At 28.3% G+C, this 18446-nt stretch carries 19 protein-coding genes and 1 tRNA gene; 5 read left to right on the top strand and 15 right to left on the bottom strand.

The annotated features are described in order from the left end of the window. Positions 1–48: 48 nt before the first annotated feature. The 4 genes from B5E92_RS09170 to B5E92_RS09185 form a co-directional block, all read right to left on the bottom strand. Entirely contained in the window at positions 49–477 is a 429-nt protein-coding gene (locus B5E92_RS09170) for a hypothetical protein (protein WP_087301509.1), read from the bottom strand. Then, the gene (locus B5E92_RS09175) at positions 478–954 is read right to left on the bottom strand and encodes an RNA polymerase sigma factor (RefSeq protein ID WP_158095212.1); all 477 of its coding nucleotides are present in this window, start codon (positions 952–954) and stop codon (positions 478–480) included. Between the two features lie 90 nt (positions 955–1044). After that, on the bottom strand, positions 1045–3645 hold the full coding sequence (locus tag B5E92_RS09180) for a cation-translocating P-type ATPase (protein ID WP_087301512.1): 2601 nt from the start codon (positions 3643–3645) through the stop codon (positions 1045–1047). Positions 3646–3830: 185 nt separating this feature from the next. Beyond that, positions 3831–4706, bottom strand: a complete 876-nt coding sequence (locus B5E92_RS09185; RefSeq protein WP_087301514.1) for a diacylglycerol kinase family protein — start codon at positions 4704–4706, stop codon at positions 3831–3833. Positions 4707–4800: 94 nt separating this feature from the next. Here B5E92_RS09185 and B5E92_RS09190 point away from each other — a divergent pair, with 94 nt between their 5' ends. Continuing rightward, positions 4801–5331, top strand: a complete 531-nt coding sequence (locus B5E92_RS09190) for a hypothetical protein (RefSeq protein WP_087301516.1) — start codon at positions 4801–4803, stop codon at positions 5329–5331. Between the two features lie 43 nt (positions 5332–5374). Here the strand turns inward: B5E92_RS09190 and B5E92_RS09195 are convergent, their stop codons facing one another. Genes B5E92_RS09195 through B5E92_RS09205 form a run of 3 tightly spaced genes read right to left on the bottom strand, consistent with a single transcriptional unit; the run spans position 5375 to position 6841 of the window. Beyond that, positions 5375–6106: a hypothetical protein gene (locus B5E92_RS09195; protein ID WP_087301518.1), complete on the bottom strand. Its 732-nt coding sequence runs from the start codon at positions 6104–6106 to the stop codon at positions 5375–5377. Next, positions 6099–6581, bottom strand: coding sequence for an RNA polymerase sigma factor (locus B5E92_RS09200; RefSeq protein WP_087301520.1), 483 nt, complete (start codon positions 6579–6581; stop codon positions 6099–6101). The genes B5E92_RS09195 and B5E92_RS09200 overlap by 8 nt, the downstream gene beginning before the upstream one ends. Positions 6582–6598: 17 nt before the next feature. Next, entirely contained in the window at positions 6599–6841 is a 243-nt protein-coding gene (locus tag B5E92_RS09205; RefSeq protein ID WP_087301522.1) for a hypothetical protein, read from the bottom strand. Between the two features lie 208 nt (positions 6842–7049). On the opposite strand from B5E92_RS09205, the gene B5E92_RS09210 reads away from it, so the two are divergent. Both B5E92_RS09210 and B5E92_RS09215 read left to right on the top strand, forming a co-directional pair. Then, positions 7050–7124 (top strand) — tRNA-Arg (locus tag B5E92_RS09210). 293 nt (positions 7125–7417) lie between these two features. Next, positions 7418–8431 (top strand): acyltransferase, encoded by a 1014-nt coding sequence (locus tag B5E92_RS09215; protein ID WP_087301524.1) that lies wholly within the window; start codon positions 7418–7420, stop codon positions 8429–8431. Between the two features lie 76 nt (positions 8432–8507). Here the strand turns inward: B5E92_RS09215 and B5E92_RS15510 are convergent, their stop codons facing one another. Further along, positions 8508–8684 (bottom strand): hypothetical protein, encoded by a 177-nt coding sequence (locus tag B5E92_RS15510; RefSeq protein WP_158095213.1) that lies wholly within the window; start codon positions 8682–8684, stop codon positions 8508–8510. A 553-nt stretch (positions 8685–9237) separates the two neighbouring features. On the opposite strand from B5E92_RS15510, the gene B5E92_RS09220 reads away from it, so the two are divergent. Next, positions 9238–10332 carry a hypothetical protein gene (locus B5E92_RS09220; RefSeq protein WP_087301526.1) on the top strand — a complete coding sequence of 365 codons (1095 nt, stop codon included), beginning with the start codon at positions 9238–9240 and terminating at the stop codon, positions 10330–10332. A gap of 462 nt (positions 10333–10794) precedes the next feature. Here B5E92_RS09220 and B5E92_RS09225 read toward each other — a convergent pair whose 3' ends face one another. From B5E92_RS09225 to B5E92_RS09255, 7 genes are all read right to left on the bottom strand, one after another. Beyond that, positions 10795–13116 (bottom strand): family 78 glycoside hydrolase catalytic domain, encoded by a 2322-nt coding sequence (locus B5E92_RS09225; protein ID WP_087301528.1) that lies wholly within the window; start codon positions 13114–13116, stop codon positions 10795–10797. Between the two features lie 18 nt (positions 13117–13134). Beyond that, positions 13135–13509 (bottom strand): hypothetical protein, encoded by a 375-nt coding sequence (locus B5E92_RS09230; protein WP_087301530.1) that lies wholly within the window; start codon positions 13507–13509, stop codon positions 13135–13137. A 13-nt stretch (positions 13510–13522) separates the two neighbouring features. Beyond that, complete coding sequence (locus B5E92_RS09235; protein WP_087301532.1) at positions 13523–13750, bottom strand: hypothetical protein; 228 nt, start codon at positions 13748–13750, stop codon at positions 13523–13525. Between the two features lie 123 nt (positions 13751–13873). Continuing rightward, complete coding sequence (locus B5E92_RS09240) at positions 13874–14764, bottom strand: LysR family transcriptional regulator (protein WP_087301534.1); 891 nt, start codon at positions 14762–14764, stop codon at positions 13874–13876. An 88-nt stretch (positions 14765–14852) separates the two neighbouring features. Beyond that, positions 14853–15182: a hypothetical protein gene (locus B5E92_RS09245; RefSeq protein ID WP_087301536.1), complete on the bottom strand. Its 330-nt coding sequence runs from the start codon at positions 15180–15182 to the stop codon at positions 14853–14855. Between the two features lie 106 nt (positions 15183–15288). Beyond that, on the bottom strand, positions 15289–15684 hold the full coding sequence (locus B5E92_RS09250; RefSeq protein ID WP_087301538.1) for a MerR family transcriptional regulator: 396 nt from the start codon (positions 15682–15684) through the stop codon (positions 15289–15291). Positions 15685–15747: 63 nt separating this feature from the next. Beyond that, positions 15748–16761, bottom strand: a complete 1014-nt coding sequence (locus tag B5E92_RS09255) for an aldo/keto reductase (protein WP_087301540.1) — start codon at positions 16759–16761, stop codon at positions 15748–15750. A gap of 173 nt (positions 16762–16934) precedes the next feature. On the opposite strand from B5E92_RS09255, the gene B5E92_RS09260 reads away from it, so the two are divergent. Continuing rightward, positions 16935–18215: an aminotransferase class I/II-fold pyridoxal phosphate-dependent enzyme gene (locus B5E92_RS09260; RefSeq protein WP_087301542.1), complete on the top strand. Its 1281-nt coding sequence runs from the start codon at positions 16935–16937 to the stop codon at positions 18213–18215. The last annotated feature ends 231 nt before the right edge of the window (positions 18216–18446 follow it).

Genomic DNA, 18446 nt, shown 5'->3' on the forward strand with positions numbered 1-18446 from the left:
AAGTAAAAACACACATATTCGTTTTTTTATGAATATGTGTGCATATCTTTATTTAGTTTGATTATCTTTTATATCCGTATTTATCTCATCACTTGACTTATCTATTTCAGTATTACTCTGTAATCCTTCTTTTTCTAACTCACTGTCATTTACATCTACTTTATTTTCACTTTGATCTTTAAATTTAACCCAAATATCACCATTTTCATCAACATACTGTTCTCCGATCATTTCTTGTTGTTGATTATCTTCACCAATAAAAAAAACTCTAATAGTATCTTTAACAGTATTACTGATTTTACCTTCAGTTAAAGCATCAACAGTTTTTACTCCACCTAATAATACTAAACAAGTAACCATACTAAACATTACTTTTTTTAATTTCTTTTTTTTCATATTTAACCTTCTTTCATAAAGAGTATAAGCAATTTTATTACCGGTCATCATTTTAATTTTGTCAGTATCAATTTGTAGCATTTACTCTTTCCTCCTTAGTTTTTTTCTAATTCTATGTAATTTTACTTTCATATAATTAGTTTTCTGCTTTTTTATTTTAGCAATTTCTTTAATCTTATATCCTTCAATATAATAAAGTTGAAATATTTCTTTTTCATCATCAGTTAGATGTTGCATTTTTTCTTCAATAAGCAACATATAATTAAAATCTTCTTGATAATATCCCTGTTTGTTTAAAATCTGATCATTGTATTCAACGTATTGTTTAGTTTGTTTTAATTTATTATAAGTACAGTTTTTAGCTATAACTGCCAGATATGATTTAATGTTTTTAATATTATCTTGATTTTTCCAAAAAAGATAAAAAGTATCAGCAATAATTTCTTCTATATCTTGATAAGATAATTTATTTCCCGCAAGATTATAAATAATTGTAAATACATAGTGACTATATTCTTCAATAATCAAATCAATGTTTAATTCAACATTGTTCTTCAAATTGATACCTCCTTTGAATCGATTCACTATATAGACAATTAATATTTAATAAAGGTTACAAAAAAAGCGATCAAATTGACCGCTTCTAATTTATTTTCTATTTCTAATCCATTTAATTACTTGAATAATTGGTAAGTTAGCTAACGCTAAACCATAAACAATCATTAATTGTTGGATTGTAAGAGTTTGAACTTTAAACATTGAATCTAAGAATGGTACCATTAAGACACAAGTTATTAAAACAAATCCGATTAAAAATGCACCTTGTAAATACTTATTATTAAAGAATCCACGTTTAAATAACACTGGTGCTTTAGATTTACAGTTATAACCATGTACTAATCTTGATAAACATAAAGTTCCAAATGCCATTGTACTTGCAAGTAATGCATTTTCTTGATAACCAATCATGAAAGCAATCATAGTCATAATAGAAATTACTAAACCTTCTAATCCAATACTTGTTAAGAAAGTACGAGTTAAAATTGATTCGTTCATTGGACGAGGTTTTTCATTCATTACTGAACTATCATGAGGTTCTAACCCTAAAGCAATTGCTGGTAAACTATCAGTTAATAAATTAATAAACAATAAATGAACTGGAGCAAATGGTACCGGCAATGCCAATACAGATGCATATAAAACTACTAAAATAGCTCCAAAGTTACCAGATAATAAGAATTGAATAGCATCTTTAATATGAGCGTAAATATTACGACCATTTTCAACTGCTTTGATAATTGTAGCAAAGTTATCATCTGTTAATACCATTGCTGCAGCATCTTTAGATACTTCACTACCAGTAATACCCATAGCAACACCAATATCAGCTTGTTTTAATGCTGGAGCATCATTTACACCATCACCAGTCATGGCTACGATATTACCTTTATCTTGCCATGCTTTAACAATTCGAATCTTATGTTCAGGAGAAACACGAGCATAAACACGTTTATCTTCAACAAATTCACGTAATTGTTCATCACTTAACTTATCAATTGCACTACCTTCAACAGCTTGAGAAATATCTGTTAAAATACCAATTCTTTTTGCAATTGCAGCAGCTGTAATTTTATGGTCACCAGTAATCATAATTGGCGTAATTCCCGCCATTTTACTTTTTCTTACAGCCTCGGCACTTTCTTGACGAGGTGGATCCATCATAGAGATTAATCCTAAGAAAATTAATTCATTTTCATCTTCATATTCAAGAACTTTTTCTTGGTCAAATTTACGATAAGTAACAGCAAGAACACGAAGACCATTTTTAGAAAATTCCATGTTCATTGCTAAAATATCTTCTCTATCTTGATCAGTAATTTCAACTACCTGATTATTTTTACGAATATATTTAATACGACCCATCAAGGCATCAACAGCCCCTTTAGTAATCATTGTATAGCCATCTTTTAATAAATGGAAAGTTGACATCATTTTACGATCACTATCAAATGGTAATTCGCTTAAACGTGGGTAAACACCACGAACTCTACTTGCTGGTACTCCTAATTTTTTACTTAAATTAATAAGTGCTGTTTCAGTAGGGTCACCAATTTCTTTACCATCTACATTTGAAGAGTCATTACATAAAACACTCATTCGCATTAAATCTTTATGGAAAGGAATATTTGGATCAATTTGATCAGCTGGAATTCTTTGTCCTTCAACATAATAATCTTCAACAGTCATTTTGTTTTGTGTTAATGTTCCTGTTTTATCAGAACAAATAATTGATACACTTCCAAGTCCTTCAACAGCTTGTAATTTACGAATAATTGCTCCTTCACGAGCCATTTTTTGAGTTCCAAATGACAATACAATTGTAACGATTGAGCTTAATGCTTCTGGAATTGCAGCAACAGCTAATGCAACTGCAAACATGAAGGCATCGCCAACATTACCACCTTGAAGAATATTTAAACCAAATAAAATAGCACAGAAAATAATAATGATAATTGATAATTTTTTTCCAAAATTATCTAAGTTAACTTGTAAAGGTGTTTTCTTTTCTGAAGTAGATTTTAATAACTGAGCAATTTTACCAACTTCAGTTTCCATACCAATTGCAGTTACTAAAAATGTTCCACGTCCATAAGTAACAAAGCTTCCTGAATAAACCATATTAGTACGATCTCCAAGTGGAACTTCGCCTTCAATAGCATCAGTATCTTTTTCAACAGCGACACTTTCACCAGTTAATGCACTTTCATCAACTTTCATACTAGCGTTTTCTAAAATTCTTCCATCAGCAGGAATATAATCACCAGCTTCAAGATGAACTTCATCACCAATAGTTACTTCTTTGCTAGGAATTTCAACAATCTTACCATCTCTTAAGACTTTAGCAGTCGGTGACGATAATTCTTTTAAACTATTTAAAGATTGTTCCGCTTTAACTGTTTGAACAGTTCCTAAAATAGCATTAATTGTAATAACAATTAAAATTACGATTGCACTTTCAAAATCTCCTAAAAATCCTGAAATTATCGCTGCAATAATCAAGATTATAACTAAGAAATCTTTATATTGCTCTAAAAATACCATCAGCAGACTTTTCTTTTTAGCTTCAACAAGCTCATTTAAACCATACTTTTCTTGATTAGCTTTAACCTGCTGTTCTGTTAACGGTTTTAGGGATCCATTAACTTGTTTTCTTACCTCTGTTTTACTTTCGTTGTAATAAGCTTTCATCTTTTTTCTCCTTTTTTAACACAATAAAAGCGAGCCCTTTTATTGCATAATAATTTTGCAATAAAAGTCTCGCTATTTAATCACGTTCCGGATGATCTAAATCATCGTATTGACGAAATCGTAAACACTATCGTGTCAGCTACTCCCTTTTATGAAAATCATTCTAAACTTAAACTTGACTAAAGTCAATCATTTTTTTCAAATAAAACAACATTTATTGCTTTATTTACAATTTTAAGTTGATAAATTCCCGCTGGATAAACTTCCCCGTCAATATTTACTTCCTTGTTACTTTCAACTTCAACTTCTTTTAACTGCTTATGATAATACAACTTACCTTGTTCTAACTTTTCAGTTAACAATAACGTTACATAATATGGTAACTGTGATTTTTTTAACTGTGGTACTAAATTAATATCAATTAAACCATTTTTAACATCAGCATATTTGCCTATTTTAAATCCACCACCAAAATATTTACCATTACAAAAAGCACCTATTAGTAACCTATCTTTATAAATAGTCTTCCCTTGATAACGCAAAGTAACTGGTTGAGGATGATATTTTACAAAGCGTCGAACTAGTACATTTACATATTGTAATGAACGTGGTAATACTTTAATTTGACGATATTTATGAACATTATTTGCTACATCACTATCAAGTGCTAAACAAAAAACATTGATACAATAAATATCGTTAGCTTTGATCAAATCAATTGGCTGGGCTGGTAGTTTTAATGATTTTTTTAACAAAGTTTCTAAATCTCGGGTATTGGCAATTGTTCTAATAAAATCATTACCAGTACCAGCTGGCAAAATTACTAATTCATTATCACTGCCTGCTAAACCTTGAACAACTTCATGAATCAATCCATCACCGCCAACTGCATAAATACGATGATGACAGCCTTGATAACTAGCTGCTATAGCACTTGCGTGTTTAGGATATTTTGTATATTTGATTTCATAGGGATAACCCTGCATATTTTTTACGATTAATGTTTCTATTTTTACGTTATTAGGATTGGGCTTTATTATAAATATGTGCTTTTGATTCATGTTTTAACCTCCAATGTATCTATATTTTAACAAATTTATTAATTTTTTGATACTAATAATAGTTTTAATCGTTAATAATTATTTTGGTGACATGATGTTATTTATTAATTTAATGCTTTTTGGATTATTTATCTTTTTTGATATTTTAAATATTAATAGTAGTTATATAAAATGGTTTACGACATTAAACAACTTTATTTATTCCATTCTTTATTTAAAAAATTCTTTTATATTAAAAGCAGTATTTTTTTCACTTATTGCTGATTATCTTTTATTATTTACAGATTATTATATTTTAGGTATTATCTTTTTTATCTTAGTGCAAATTCAATATATGAAATTACTATCTTATCAAAGTTATTTACCATGGTTATTTTTAATTATAATTTTTATTGATCCTCTTATTAGTCTAGCATTAGTTTATTTATTTTTTAGTTTAACTAATTTAATTTATTGTATTAAAAGTAAAAACACAAATATGTTAATGGTAATTACTCTTTTACTATGTTGTGATATTATTATTGCCTTAACTTACTTAAAAATACTACCTCCTTCTTTATGTAAGTTTTCGTGGTTATTTTATTTTCCTAGCCAATATTTATTAATTAAAAAACATTCACCATAAAACAAATTGCGATATGAATTACATATCGCAACTTGTTAGTTTTCTATTTATGTCCATGATGACTACCTTGATGTCCATGCTGGTCAGCATCAGTGTCATTTTGATTATTATTTGATAAAGAATGAATTAGATCATGTATTTCTTTCATCGTCATCTCTTGTACCTGTTCAAGTGTTATATCAGGATCTAAACTTTTAATTTTTAAATATGCCTTATATTTACCATATGAAAGACCTACATCATGAGCCTCTTCAACTTCTTCCATTTGAGCATGATAACAATAGGTATTTTCTGTTTTTGCTGTAGATGATTCTATATTAGAAAAAATTCTAGTTGACTGTTTACCGTCTTTGCCAATTACACAAATAGTCATGACTTCATTATTAGATAAAAGCTCTGTAATATCCTGACTATTTAATATCTTATCAATAGCATCATTATAATTCATATGTTTTATATCCAATAACTCTATTAATTCTTGACCATCATCATTATAACCTGTTACTGATATTACTCTATCAAAGCGATTAACACTCAATTCAATTGATGGATTGACATCCATACTAATCTCTACTGTTGGTGTAAAATAAAGCCAATAACCACCCCAAAAAGCAAATAACATACATATTGCAATTGGGACTAAACGCCAATACCTAGTCTTTTTAGGTTTTTGATTGTAACCATTAGTTTTATTTAAAATAAAATCCTTAGTCTTATTTTTTAGTTCATCTTCAGCTTGAATCTGATCAAAAGCCTTTTTAATTTTTTCATTCATACTCATCACCTCCTAATTTTTCTCGAAGCATTTTTTTAGAACGAGTTAGGAGCGTATAAACAGTATTTACATTTTTACCTAAAATATGACTAATCTGTGGTGCACTATAGCCTTCATAATAATGTAAATAAACAACATTGCGATACTTTTGAGGAAGCGAAAGAACAGCTTCTAAAACTTCTCTATATTCTGATGGTATCGCTTCAGGCTTTTCAACTATATCATCCAATGATACTGTGCGATTTCTAAAAAAACTTTTGAGTAAATCTTTACATTTATTAATTGTAACTCGAATAAACCACGCTTTTTCATGTTCATCGTTTTCAAACTTTATTGAACTTGTAGCATATTTCAAAAAAACATTTTGAAATATATCTTCGGTATCCGCATAATTTTTCAAATAAATCATACATAATCGTCGAACAGTATCGCCATATAACTCAATTACTCTATTTACCTCTTGTTCGCTTCGCATTAAAACTATCCTTTTTATTAATGATGTCTATTATGTTGTCGGTGATGACTATGCCGATTATCACAAATCCCATTATTATCACTATCAACATGAAAACAACCACTATTAATATAATTATTCACACCTTCTTTACTAGTAACATAACTATATTTAGTTTCGTTTTCAGGCGTATACATATCTGGTGAATCTGCCTTTAGAATTTTTACTCCAACTGTTAACATTATCACAACTGTTAAAATACTAACTACTATTTTTTTCATTGATATCCCTCCTCGATTATTTAGACATTAAATTGTGCCTTCATAAATAATACGATTGGTAAGTAAAAATCCATTCATTCTTTTAAAAATTTTTTTATTTAATGAATTATAACTATTAATATTATATAATTTATCCTTAAATATTTAAGATAATTTTTTATATATTTATTTATTTTTATCAATATTAGTGTTATACTTGTCTAGTAATGTCCTCATAGTGAAATGGATATCACGTAACCCTCCGGAGGTTAAGTTGTAGGTTCGATTCCTACTGAGGATGCCAAATTGACTAAAAACCGCATTCTAGTGCGGTTTTTTCTTTTAAAATTGGTCATGGCAGTAAAATTTATTATAGTTAACTATTTCATTTTATAATAGCTAAAGTTTTTTATAGATAATATATTTTCAAATCATAATGAATGATTCATCATAGTGACTAGCATTGTATTTTGTAATATAATATTTATAGAAATTTTAACTTTAAACTTTATTAATAATAAAAATTTTTGTAAAATTCTACCGTACAATTCTTTTCAACAAAGAAATATTTTAAATAAGAACAGGTGATGAAGAACAATGAAAGAAAAAGATTATAATCTAGAGATTATCCGTAATATATCATTTCTATCGGTTATTATAATTCATGTAGCAAATTATTACTGTCGGGCATTTGATAAAATACCTCAAAATGAGTATATATTTTCTTTGATTCTTGATACATTAGCTAGGGTCAGTGTCCCATGCTTTTTCATGATTTCAGGTGCTTTATTACTAGGAAGGGACGAGCCATTAAAAAAACATTGGCATCGTCTTATAAGATTTCTCATTCCTTTTATCGTATGGAGCATAATTTATTATTTCTGGAATATTTATTATTTAAAAGAACCTCAGTTATTTAGAGAAATTTTATATTTTCCAATAACCGAGCATCTATGGTATCTATATGCAATAATTCCAATTTATATAGTATTACCGTTCTTTCAAATAATGTGTCGCCATATGTCATTAAAAACAGAACGAGCATTTTTGATCATAATTACAATTACTGTCATATTTAATTATATATTATCATTAGATGAACTAAAACCATATTATGACTTACCGTTAATTGGTGATCGAGTATATTCTTATTATTTCTTTATCGGTTATTATATTTATAAGTACAAAAAACACATACCTATAAATCAAAAAAATTTAATAATTACATTTTTAGGTTCAATGGCAATTACAGCATTTCTAACTGCATCAATATCATATTCAATTGGTGATCACTATGAAGAAATATTAGAATATGGCAATCCATTAATTATCTTAGCTAGTGCTGCCTTTTTCCTTTTTGTATTGCGGCTTGCGAAGTATAAAATAACGCCTAGTATAAAAACAAAAAAAATTATTGATTTATTAAGCGGTTGTTCATTTGGGATATATCTAATCCATATTATCTTTTTAGATATTTATAAAAATCATATGCAAGCAGCTGATTTATCAGCATGGATTGCAATACCTATGCTTACAATAACGATTGCTATTATATCCTTTGTTTGTGTTTGGCTATTAAGGCATTTTAAATTAGGTAGAAAGATTACTTAGATTTATTGTCAATAATAGATAGGATACTCAACTAATAAAAGTTGGGTATTTTTTTATTTATTAAAAAAGCCTGAATTTAATTTTCAGACTCAAAATCAATATATTTATTATTAATGTAATACTGCTGACTATTTTGATCTTCGATAACGCTATAACAAAAACCTGTTGCAATTATTATATATAATTCTTTAGTAGATAAAGGTAATCCTCTTATATCTTGAGCGCCTAAAAAAAGCTTGACTTTATTAATCACTATAAAAATTTCGCCTCCATAAAATATATTACCCATTTTTTCTAATCTTAAGTCAATAACAGCAAACCTAAATTATTCTTTTACAGCACCTCTAAAGTACAATCGGCGATGAGTATAGATTAAAGACAAAACTGTCAGTACAGTTTCCTTATTCATTACAGTATATAATATCGTAATTCCCGTTTCGTAAGTTATGTATCTTTCACTATAATACATCAAATCTTCACCGTAATGTCTTTAGCTAGTGTTGTACAAACTTTGTATCGCTCATTTCCATATGTAATGAATGAAAATTTTACTCACACTGTTGTTCCTTCTCTCCCTAAAAAACATTTGCTCGTTAAAATTTTGGTAGCCTTGACAAAATATTTTGTGAAGTTTTTATGTTATATATGAAGCACTATTATAAATTAGTTGTCAAATTTGACTGTATGATTTCTAGTGTGGATTTTAAAACAAGTCAAAATCGACAACAAAAATTGTCTTAAATGACCACTAAACCTAAAAATAGTATGCTATAATATAAAGGTATAAAGATTGTGGAGGTGTAATTATGGAGAATTTGAAAAACAATATTGATCATTATATGAAATTAAAAGGAATCAAGATGTATACTCATTTACTCGTTGATATTGCTCACGAACTAGGAATTAAAGGACAAGAAGCATATGAATTTGCCAATAAAGAAAAATCCAACTTTTCAAAAATGCTAAAAGGAGAAAGGCCTCTTAAATACGATTTTATTATTCCGCTAGAAAAAATATTTGGTATTTCATTGGCTAGATTATTAGAAGAAAATGCATACAAATTACCTGTTAAAAAAGAAAATGTACCGTTCAATAAAGGATTTAGATATTATGCATATCTAGATGACCCAAAATTATATAAAGAAGAATTTGACTTATTGCTTACAAAAGACGGAGAATCTATTCTTACTCAAACTGATGAATTTGAGAAAACCTTTCTTGATTATGTAGTTGAATATCATTCAGTAAACGGTGTTAGATATCTTCATGATGAATACGGAATAAAATTGAAATGGTTTCACAATCAATTTGAGTTTAGTAAAGGTAAAGGTATAACGTATATTCATTTTGAAAACTATATAGAGTTCGCTCGTCTTGTTGCAAGTATGAATGATGTAGAACTATTCAATGATATTTATGATCCATACAATATGTTTTTTACAAATCATCACTACGGTGCAGAAAATTGTATTTTTTGTCAAAGTGAATATTTAGAAATAATACTAGACAATGATGGCTTGTTTAATTCAATATTTGAAATAAAACCTTATGAGCTTAAGTTAGGAAATATCAGTAGAAGAAAAAAACAAGTCGAGTCTATTACATATCGTCCTATTATTAATCCTATAATCAACAACTGCTTAAAATATGCTTTGAAACATTTAGATAAATATAAGCACAGAGCAATAGACATCTTAAAATTCGGAATTGAGCATAATAGAAAAATAGCCAGCAAGATTACTTTTACAGATTGTTATATTTGTAATGAACTTGGTGAATTAAAAAATTTTAAAGATAAAAATTACTATGATATTGTTGTTTTTGTCGAGAGGGATATAGATGTAAATGATGATGAAATAAAATCTTTAACTAATCAATTGTTGAAATTCAATAAACTATAAGCCTGAAATTAAGAGGCAAAAAGTTTATATTTATAAACATGTATATTTATAAACATGAATTTTTTTATTATGATGACGATTGACTCAGAAAGTGATTTGTAATGCATATGAAAGATAATATAGCGATAGATATGATAGTAGATGATTTGCATTTTATTTCAAATTGATCTAATGATGAGAATGACTAAATTGATGGTGGCAGGGATTATTACTACCACCATTTAATTTATGTGTATAGGATTTCCTTATTAAAAATATCTATCTTCGTTTATATTATAGAAATTAAATTTAGGATAGAAGAATGTACAATTTTATTTTTAAATATAAAGAAAGACAGCATAAAAAGCATTTCCGCCTTTTACACTGACGTTCACCTTTGTAACACCCATATTGTTTTCATTACTACCTTATATAACGTTAGATTATAGCAGTACTTTTTAATATAAGATAAACTTAAACATATTAAATTGTAATTACAAATGTATAATTTCCACTGCCAACATCTTTTTTAACAAAATTTGATAAAACAATATCAGCAGTAGTATTAACTGGAACTGTTACATGAACAATTATCTGGTTTTTAATTCGTTGCCAATCAATTTTAATCTTTCCATAAGGACTGTTTTCTTGAATCGATACAAATTCCAAACCACAATCAAGTGCTGGTACAACTTTGAATTTTTTATAACCTGGTTCAATTATTTGTAATCCTCCTAATTCTCTATACATCCAGTCACCAATGCAGCCAAAAGCATAATGGTTATAACTATAGGTACTTACTGTTCCATCTTCACCAATAGCACCCCAGCTTTCCCATATTGATGTAGCTCCATGTTCTACCATGTATAACCAGCTTGGACATTTTGTTTGAAATAACAATTGATAAGCAATATCACGTTTTCCGTTTTCACACAATACATCCATTAAAAATAATACACTTAAAAAACCAGTATCTAAACAATTATTATTATCTTTTATTAATTTACATAAATGTTCAACCATTTTAGGACGTACTGTTTCACTAACTAAATTATTTTTTAAAGCAATAACATATATTCCTTGAAAATCAGCATCAATAGTACCATCTTCGTGAACATATTCTTCAATAAAAGCCTGGCGAATTTTATCATATAATTGCTTATATTTTTGACTATCATCTTCTTTTTTTAAAATAGTTGCAATTTTAGCCATGTATTGACAACTAAAAGCAGCATAGGCTGGTGCAACAATTTCCATTGTTGCATATGCAGTATCCATCATTGCTCCACCATCAGGATTATTTAAAACTAGACTTGGTATTAGCCAATCACCAAAATGAAAATCAGTATTCCATAAATAATAACTACGTTTCTTTCTAGCCTGATCATAAGTATCATAATCTTTAGGATGATGATTATGCATTCGCTCTTCAATATAATTCATCCATTTTTTCATAGCATCATAATTATCAATTAAAACCTGTTTATCACCATAAGCCTCATAAATGGCATATGGCACTGTTAAAACAGCATCACCCCAGCCACAGCTAGTTTCAAAACCAGTCATTCCTTTAATAAAAATTTCATAAGCTTTCAAATAAGGAACAACTACGGGGATTTCTCCATTTTTTAACTGATCAACACGAACATTATTCATCCAGCTTCTTAAAAAAGAGTGAGCATTAGAATTAAAACACATTGTTGGAGCATAAGCCATAATATCTCCAGTCCAGCCAGCTTTTTCACGCTGAGGACAATCGGTCGGAATTGAAATTGAATTAGCTACTTGACTAGATACAATATTATGTTGTAATTGATTTATTAATTGATTATTAGTTTTAAAAGAACTAATCGATTCCATATCACTACTTATTACATTAATTTTAAAATCATCAGGGGATATTGTTTGTGGCCAGTTAGTAATTCGAATATAACGGAAACCATGATAAGTAAAATGAGGTCGAAACGTTTGAAAGCCATCTTTAGTAATATAAATATCAGTCTGTTCTTTATTAGTACCTAAAATATTATTATAGTAATTTCCATTAGTATCCAAAACTTCTGAATGTTCTAGTTTAATTTCAATTCCAGCTTTAGCAGTTAATGAAAATTCAACAAATCCAGCAACAATTTTACCAGCATCAATAACTGTTTCGTTAGCTGGTGTTTTAATAATTCTTTTTGGCTTAAAACTATTAATTATCCGTACTGGCTCACTACTTTGGCCAACTAAATTATCAATTGGATAATCAACTTCTTTAACTTCATCCCAATTACTATCATCATAATCTGCTTTTAACCAGCCAGATAACTCTTTTCGAGCATCATATTTTTCGCCTACAAATAAATCTGAAAAAATAATTGGACCGCTCATTGATTTCCCTTGACTACCAGTAATAATTTGTTTAGAACCATCATGATAGGTAATAACACTTTCAAATAATAATCCCAGTTTATTTCCATATTGACAACTATCACCTGTTGTTCCTACTCGACCACACCACCAGCCATCACCTATAATAATACCAAAAACATTTTTACCCATTTGTAATAATGGAGTAATGTCATAAGTTTGATATTGTAATAATTTATGATAAGATGTATTTTCTGGTGCAAATTCTCTATTATCATAGCGCACTCCATTAACATAAAACTGATAAATACCATGTGCTGTCATATACACACGTGCCTTTTTAATTGCTTTTTTTGATTCAAAAGGGATTCGAATATATTTAGATGGTCTAAATTCAGCAAAATCTCTTTCTCTATCTAAATTTGTATTAGAAGCAACAGATTCCCGGTCCATCTGTTTTCCTTCCAAACTTTAAGGTGTTGGTTCCTGTTCTGGTTCAATCCAGCTAGCTTCAAACGGTATATTTAAACGCCCAGTTTCAAAATAAGTTTCATAATAAGCTTTATGATCATAGTTATCCCAAACATTAAGTTTAATTATGTATCTAACCATTGGTTTAGGAATAAATCCTTTTACAATATTTTCAATACTACTATTACTTTCAACTTTTCCGGTATCAATCACTAATTTATTTTCATCAAATATTTGAATTTGATAGGCTTTTTGAAAAACATTACTTTCAAAACTTTCTAGTTTCCATGCAAAACGTGGCTTGTAACTATCAATTCCAATTGGCTCTATTAAATTTTCAACTGTTATTTCTTTAATAACCAAATTATCTTCCATTTTGTCTTTCTCCTTATTTTTGATTATTATCCTTCAGGCTATAAATTAAATAATCTAAACAATCAATTTTCTTTTGTTCATGATGTAATTTTTCCAATAAATGACATCTTTCAATTTTTAAAAGATGAATAGCATTTTTTAAATTATCATTCTTTAAATTTTCAATAACATCTTCAACCTGTTTACACCCAATTTCTAATAAACAAGACTTTATTTCATTTTCATCTAATTGATTTTTCATCACACCAGCCCTCCTTAATTATTATTTTAACTTTGCATATTCTTAATATCAAATACCTATAATAAAAATAAGTATATGCTTTATAAGCATATACTAGTTTTTGCATTATTTACTTTTAATATCTTAATTACCATATTCATCAATTGTCTTTTTTACAATATCTAAAAAACATTGAGAAACTTTATTTAAAACCTGATATTTTTTCCAAATAAAATAGTAAGTAACTTCTATTGAAGCTTCTAATGGTCGAAAACATAAATTACTTTTACCAGTAGTATTGACTAGATTATCAAAACAAATCGCATATCCTAGTCCATCTTCAACCATCAAAGTCGCATTAAATAACAGACTATACTTAGAAATTATATTTAAGTGATCGATATCATTATTAAACCATTCTACCAATTCAGAATTTTCACTTGTTTCTTTAGAAATAATCAGTGGTTTATCTTTAATATCATTAAAAGATATTGTTTCAAGTTGTGCTAGTGGATCATCTTTTAACATTAGTACACCCCAATGATGTCTGATTGGCATTTCTAAATGATTGTAATTAGAAATTTTAGGATGTTTTGTAATCATTCCAAAGTCAATTAATCCATTATCAATCTTTTCAATAATATCAGGACCATTACCACTATGTATATTAAACTTTACTCCAGGATGTAATTTTTGCATTTTTTTCATTGCATTTGTAATGATTCTTAATGTTTGACATTCACCTGATCCAATATAAATATTACCGCTTAAAACTGAATCCATTGTTATTAATTCTTGTTCAGTTTTATTTATCAAACTAACAATTTCTTCAGCTCTTTGTCTAAGTAGAATTCCTTCATCTGTCAATGTTATTTTTTTATTACTTCTAATAAATAATTGCTTCCCAATTTCATCTTCTAAATCTTTCATTTGTCTCGATAAAGTTGGTTGTGTAATATGCAATGCTTTTGCAGCTCCTGATATAGTTTCTTCTCTGGCAATCGCTAAAAAATACTCTAAGACCCGAATTTCCATTAATGCTATCCTCCTTATCAAACACGTTTATTTTAAAATTTATTATATAAACAAATTTATAATATAAAAAGCATGGCAACTACCACGCTTAAATAAAATCGTCATAATTACGATTTAACCACCATCTTTTTACTATAACATGAATTTTCGCTAAATCCATTTCTAAGATATGACCAATTTCTTTTTTTAGTTGTACTTCATTTAAATTAGTTTCGGCAATAAATCCATCTTTATCTTTTTCAAAGCGAGCCATTCTTTTAAAACGTTCATCATTAGATAAATCAACGTAATATCCATCATCAAAACTAACTAATAATACATAATATTTTGGTCGATGTGATCTTTTTCTTAAAAATATTATTAATATAATTAATAAAACAACAACAATAACGATTCCAATAATTAGATTTATTCCCATTTTCGACCCTCCATTAAAAACAACTAAATATTAAGTTGTTTATCTTTACTTATTTCATTATAACATATAAAATCTCGTAGAACTATTTTATTCTACGAGATTTTTGTTATTTTGCAACTGCTTGTTTATGACGTTGTTCCATCTCACGTTTTACTAATGTATTTTCATAATTATCAATTTTATGTTTTAAATAAGCAATTATATCTTCTAATTCACTTACTTGTGCTTCTAAATTACCAAGCTGTTCAATCATTATTTCTTTACGTCTAGCAATAGTATGCTCACCCTCATTAAATAAATCGACATATAACTTTATCTGTTCTATTGTCATTCCCGCTTTTCGCATACATTTGATAAAATTAATCCGACGGAAATCAGCTTCTTGATAATCACGATGTCCACTAGCATTTTTAGAAACAGGATTCATTAAACCAATTTTTTCATAATATCTTAATGTTGTCGAACTTATATCAAATTTCTTACTTACTTCTGCAATTGTCATTAAACTCACCTCATAAATATATTATAAAACACTTTTAAATAGTGAGCAATTTAAAGATTATAATTATTTACCTACTCTTTTAGCATTTGGTGAATCCGGATCCCAGCGCTCAGCTTTTAGTTCCATCTTATCTAACATTTCATTAATTTCCATTAATTCCTGTGCTGTTAATTTTATATTAGTAGCTTCGATATTTTCTTTGATTCGACTTAATTTACGACTGCCAGGAATAGGTACGATCCATGATGCCTTTGCCATTACCCATGCCAAAGCAATTTGAGCTGGTGTAGCATTTTTCTTAGCAGCAATAGATTTTATCAAATCAAGTAAAACCTGGTTTGCCTTCATATTTTCTGGTTTGAATCTTGGTTGTTTACTACGAGTATCGTTAGCTGGGAATCTTTGATTAACATCAACTGTACCTGTTAAAAATCCTTTTCCTAATGGAGCAAAAGGAACAAAACCGATGTTTAATTCTTCTAATGTTTTTAATAAACCATTTCTTTCAGGATCTCTAAACATCATCGAATATTCACTTTCAACAACTGTTAATGGACAAATTGCATGTGCTTTTTTAATTGTTTCGTTTCCAGCTTCACTTAATCCCCAATGTTTAATCTTACCTTCAGCCATTAATTCTTTCATTGTCTTAGCAACAACTTCAATTGGGGTATTAGGATCAACACGATGCAAATAATATAAATCAACATATTCTGTTTTTAATCTTTTCAATGAATTTGCTAAAGAATCTCTAATTACTTCTGGACGGGCATCTAAGACCTGTTGACCGTTAACAACCTTTATACCGCATTTTGTTGCTATTTGATAACTATCACGAGGATAGATACTTAAAGCTTCTCCTAATAAATCTTCGTTATATAATTTATTACCTTGGCTATCAATTCCTTGATAACATTCTGCTGTATCAAACATTGTAATTCCTTCTTGATAAGCTTTTCTAATTACTTCGATCATTTCTTTTTGATTAGAAGCATCTCCAAAACCATGAGTCATTCCCATACAGCCAAGACCAATTTCTGATACTTTAAAATCCTTACCCAATATTTTTGTTTCCATTTTGAACCTCCAACTTTACTATAAAATCATTTTAATACTTATAGTTAACTTTAAGTCAATATTTCTAAAAAAAATAATAAATATTTTAGCTTAAATTCAATTATAAATCTTGAAAATTTGCCATATAATAGGTACAATACATTAGACTTATATAGAGAAGAAAGGAGAATATCATGAAAGCATTTATAGAAATGACTAAAGAAGAATTAGCAGCAACTAAAATTGAATTAGATCAAAAATATAATGAATTTAAACAACAACATTTAAACCTTGATATGTCGAGAGGGAAACCTTCTAGTAAACAGCTTGATTTATCAATGGAATTATTAAATTGCCATGAATACCTAAGCAATGGTGTTGACTGTAGAAATTATGGTGGTTTAGAAGGATTAATGGATTTAAGAAAATTCTTTGCTGAATTATTATCAGTAAATGTTGATAATGTACTTATTGGTGGAACATCTAGTTTAACATTGATGTTTGACTATTTAACTCAAGCAATGTTATCAGGAGTTTTAGGAAATACACCATGGTCAAAACTAGATCATGTTAAGTTTTTATGTCCTGCTCCAGGTTATGATCGTCACTTTGCTTTTTTAGAGTACTTTGGTATTGAAATGATAACTGTTCCAATGAATGAAGATGGCCCTGATTTAGATGTAATTAGAGAATATATAAAAGACGATCATGTAAAAGGAATGTTCTGTGTACCAAAATATTCAAATCCAACTGGAACTACATATAGTGATGAAATTGTTAAAGGGTTAGCAGCATTAAAACCTGCTGCCAAAGATTTTAGAATTATTTATGATAATGCTTATTATGTTCATGATTTATCTCAACCAGGTGATCAGCTATTAAATATTTTTGATGAATTACCAAAATATAATAATGAAGATTTAGTAATCATGGTAGCATCAACTTCAAAAATTACTTTTGCTGGTTCTGGGGTATCATGTATTGTTGCTAGTGATAACAATATCGCTGATATAAAGAAACGTTTAACTATTCAATCTATTTCTCAAGATAAAATGAATCAGTTACGTCATTTAGTATTCTTTAAAGATGTTCCGACATTAAAAAAACACATGCAAAAACATGCTGAAATTCTAAAACCTAAATTTGACTGCGTTATTGATTCTCTAACAAAAGAATTAGCAGGAAAAGAAGTAGCTAAATGGACAACACCTAATGGTGGTTATTTCATTAGTTTAGATGTTATGCCAGGATGTGCAAAAAGAGTTGGTGAATTATGTAAAGAAGCTGGGGTTACTTTAACAACTATTGGAGCAACTTTCCCTTATGGTAAAGATCCTCAAGATAGTAACATTCGTATTGCTCCATCATATCCTTCGGTAGATGAATTAACTAAAGCAGCTTTGTTATTATCAATCTGCGTTCAAATTGCAGCTATTGAAAAATTAAGGGGCTGTAACGAAAGGAGGTTTTTTTAACCTTTAATGAAGCGTTACAGCTTCTTTTTTTGTTTTGAAGATTATTTTTTGGAAAATTTAATTTTTTTGCTATTTTTAATTAATTTTTGCATAAAAAAAAGCCTTTTTTTTTGGCGCAATAAGGGTATCTGTTTCAAAATCAGTTTTTTTTCAAGGACTTTTTGGATCTTTTTAATTAATTAGAGCTTCTTTTTTTCGCTTCTCCATCATCATTTTATGATATTTTCTAAT

The organism is Erysipelatoclostridium sp. An15 (assembly GCF_002160675.1).
GTDB classification, from domain to species: Bacteria; Bacillota_I; Bacilli_A; order Erysipelotrichales; family Coprobacillaceae; genus Thomasclavelia; species Thomasclavelia merdavium.

Coding starts and splice junctions, on each gene's coding strand:
- B5E92_RS09170 (WP_087301509.1), bottom strand. CDS start 477: ATGCTACAAATTGATACTGACAAAATTAAAATGATGACCGGTAATAAA.
- B5E92_RS09180 (WP_087301512.1), bottom strand. CDS start 3,645: ATGAAAGCTTATTACAACGAAAGTAAAACAGAGGTAAGAAAACAAGTT.
- B5E92_RS09185 (WP_087301514.1), bottom strand. CDS start 4,706: ATGAATCAAAAGCACATATTTATAATAAAGCCCAATCCTAATAACGTA.
- B5E92_RS09190 (WP_087301516.1), top strand. CDS start 4,801: ATGTTATTTATTAATTTAATGCTTTTTGGATTATTTATCTTTTTTGAT.
- B5E92_RS09195 (WP_087301518.1), bottom strand. CDS start 6,106: ATGAATGAAAAAATTAAAAAGGCTTTTGATCAGATTCAAGCTGAAGAT.
- B5E92_RS09200 (WP_087301520.1), bottom strand. CDS start 6,581: ATGCGAAGCGAACAAGAGGTAAATAGAGTAATTGAGTTATATGGCGAT.
- B5E92_RS09205 (WP_087301522.1), bottom strand. CDS start 6,841: ATGAAAAAAATAGTAGTTAGTATTTTAACAGTTGTGATAATGTTAACA.
- B5E92_RS09215 (WP_087301524.1), top strand. CDS start 7,418: ATGAAAGAAAAAGATTATAATCTAGAGATTATCCGTAATATATCATTT.
- B5E92_RS09220 (WP_087301526.1), top strand. CDS start 9,238: ATGGAGAATTTGAAAAACAATATTGATCATTATATGAAATTAAAAGGA.
- B5E92_RS09225 (WP_087301528.1), bottom strand. CDS start 13,116: ATGGACCGGGAATCTGTTGCTTCTAATACAAATTTAGATAGAGAAAGA.
- B5E92_RS09230 (WP_087301530.1), bottom strand. CDS start 13,509: ATGGAAGATAATTTGGTTATTAAAGAAATAACAGTTGAAAATTTAATA.
- B5E92_RS09235 (WP_087301532.1), bottom strand. CDS start 13,750: ATGAAAAATCAATTAGATGAAAATGAAATAAAGTCTTGTTTATTAGAA.
- B5E92_RS09240 (WP_087301534.1), bottom strand. CDS start 14,764: ATGGAAATTCGGGTCTTAGAGTATTTTTTAGCGATTGCCAGAGAAGAA.
- B5E92_RS09245 (WP_087301536.1), bottom strand. CDS start 15,182: ATGGGAATAAATCTAATTATTGGAATCGTTATTGTTGTTGTTTTATTA.
- B5E92_RS09250 (WP_087301538.1), bottom strand. CDS start 15,684: ATGACAATTGCAGAAGTAAGTAAGAAATTTGATATAAGTTCGACAACA.
- B5E92_RS09255 (WP_087301540.1), bottom strand. CDS start 16,761: ATGGAAACAAAAATATTGGGTAAGGATTTTAAAGTATCAGAAATTGGT.
- B5E92_RS09260 (WP_087301542.1), top strand. CDS start 16,935: ATGAAAGCATTTATAGAAATGACTAAAGAAGAATTAGCAGCAACTAAA.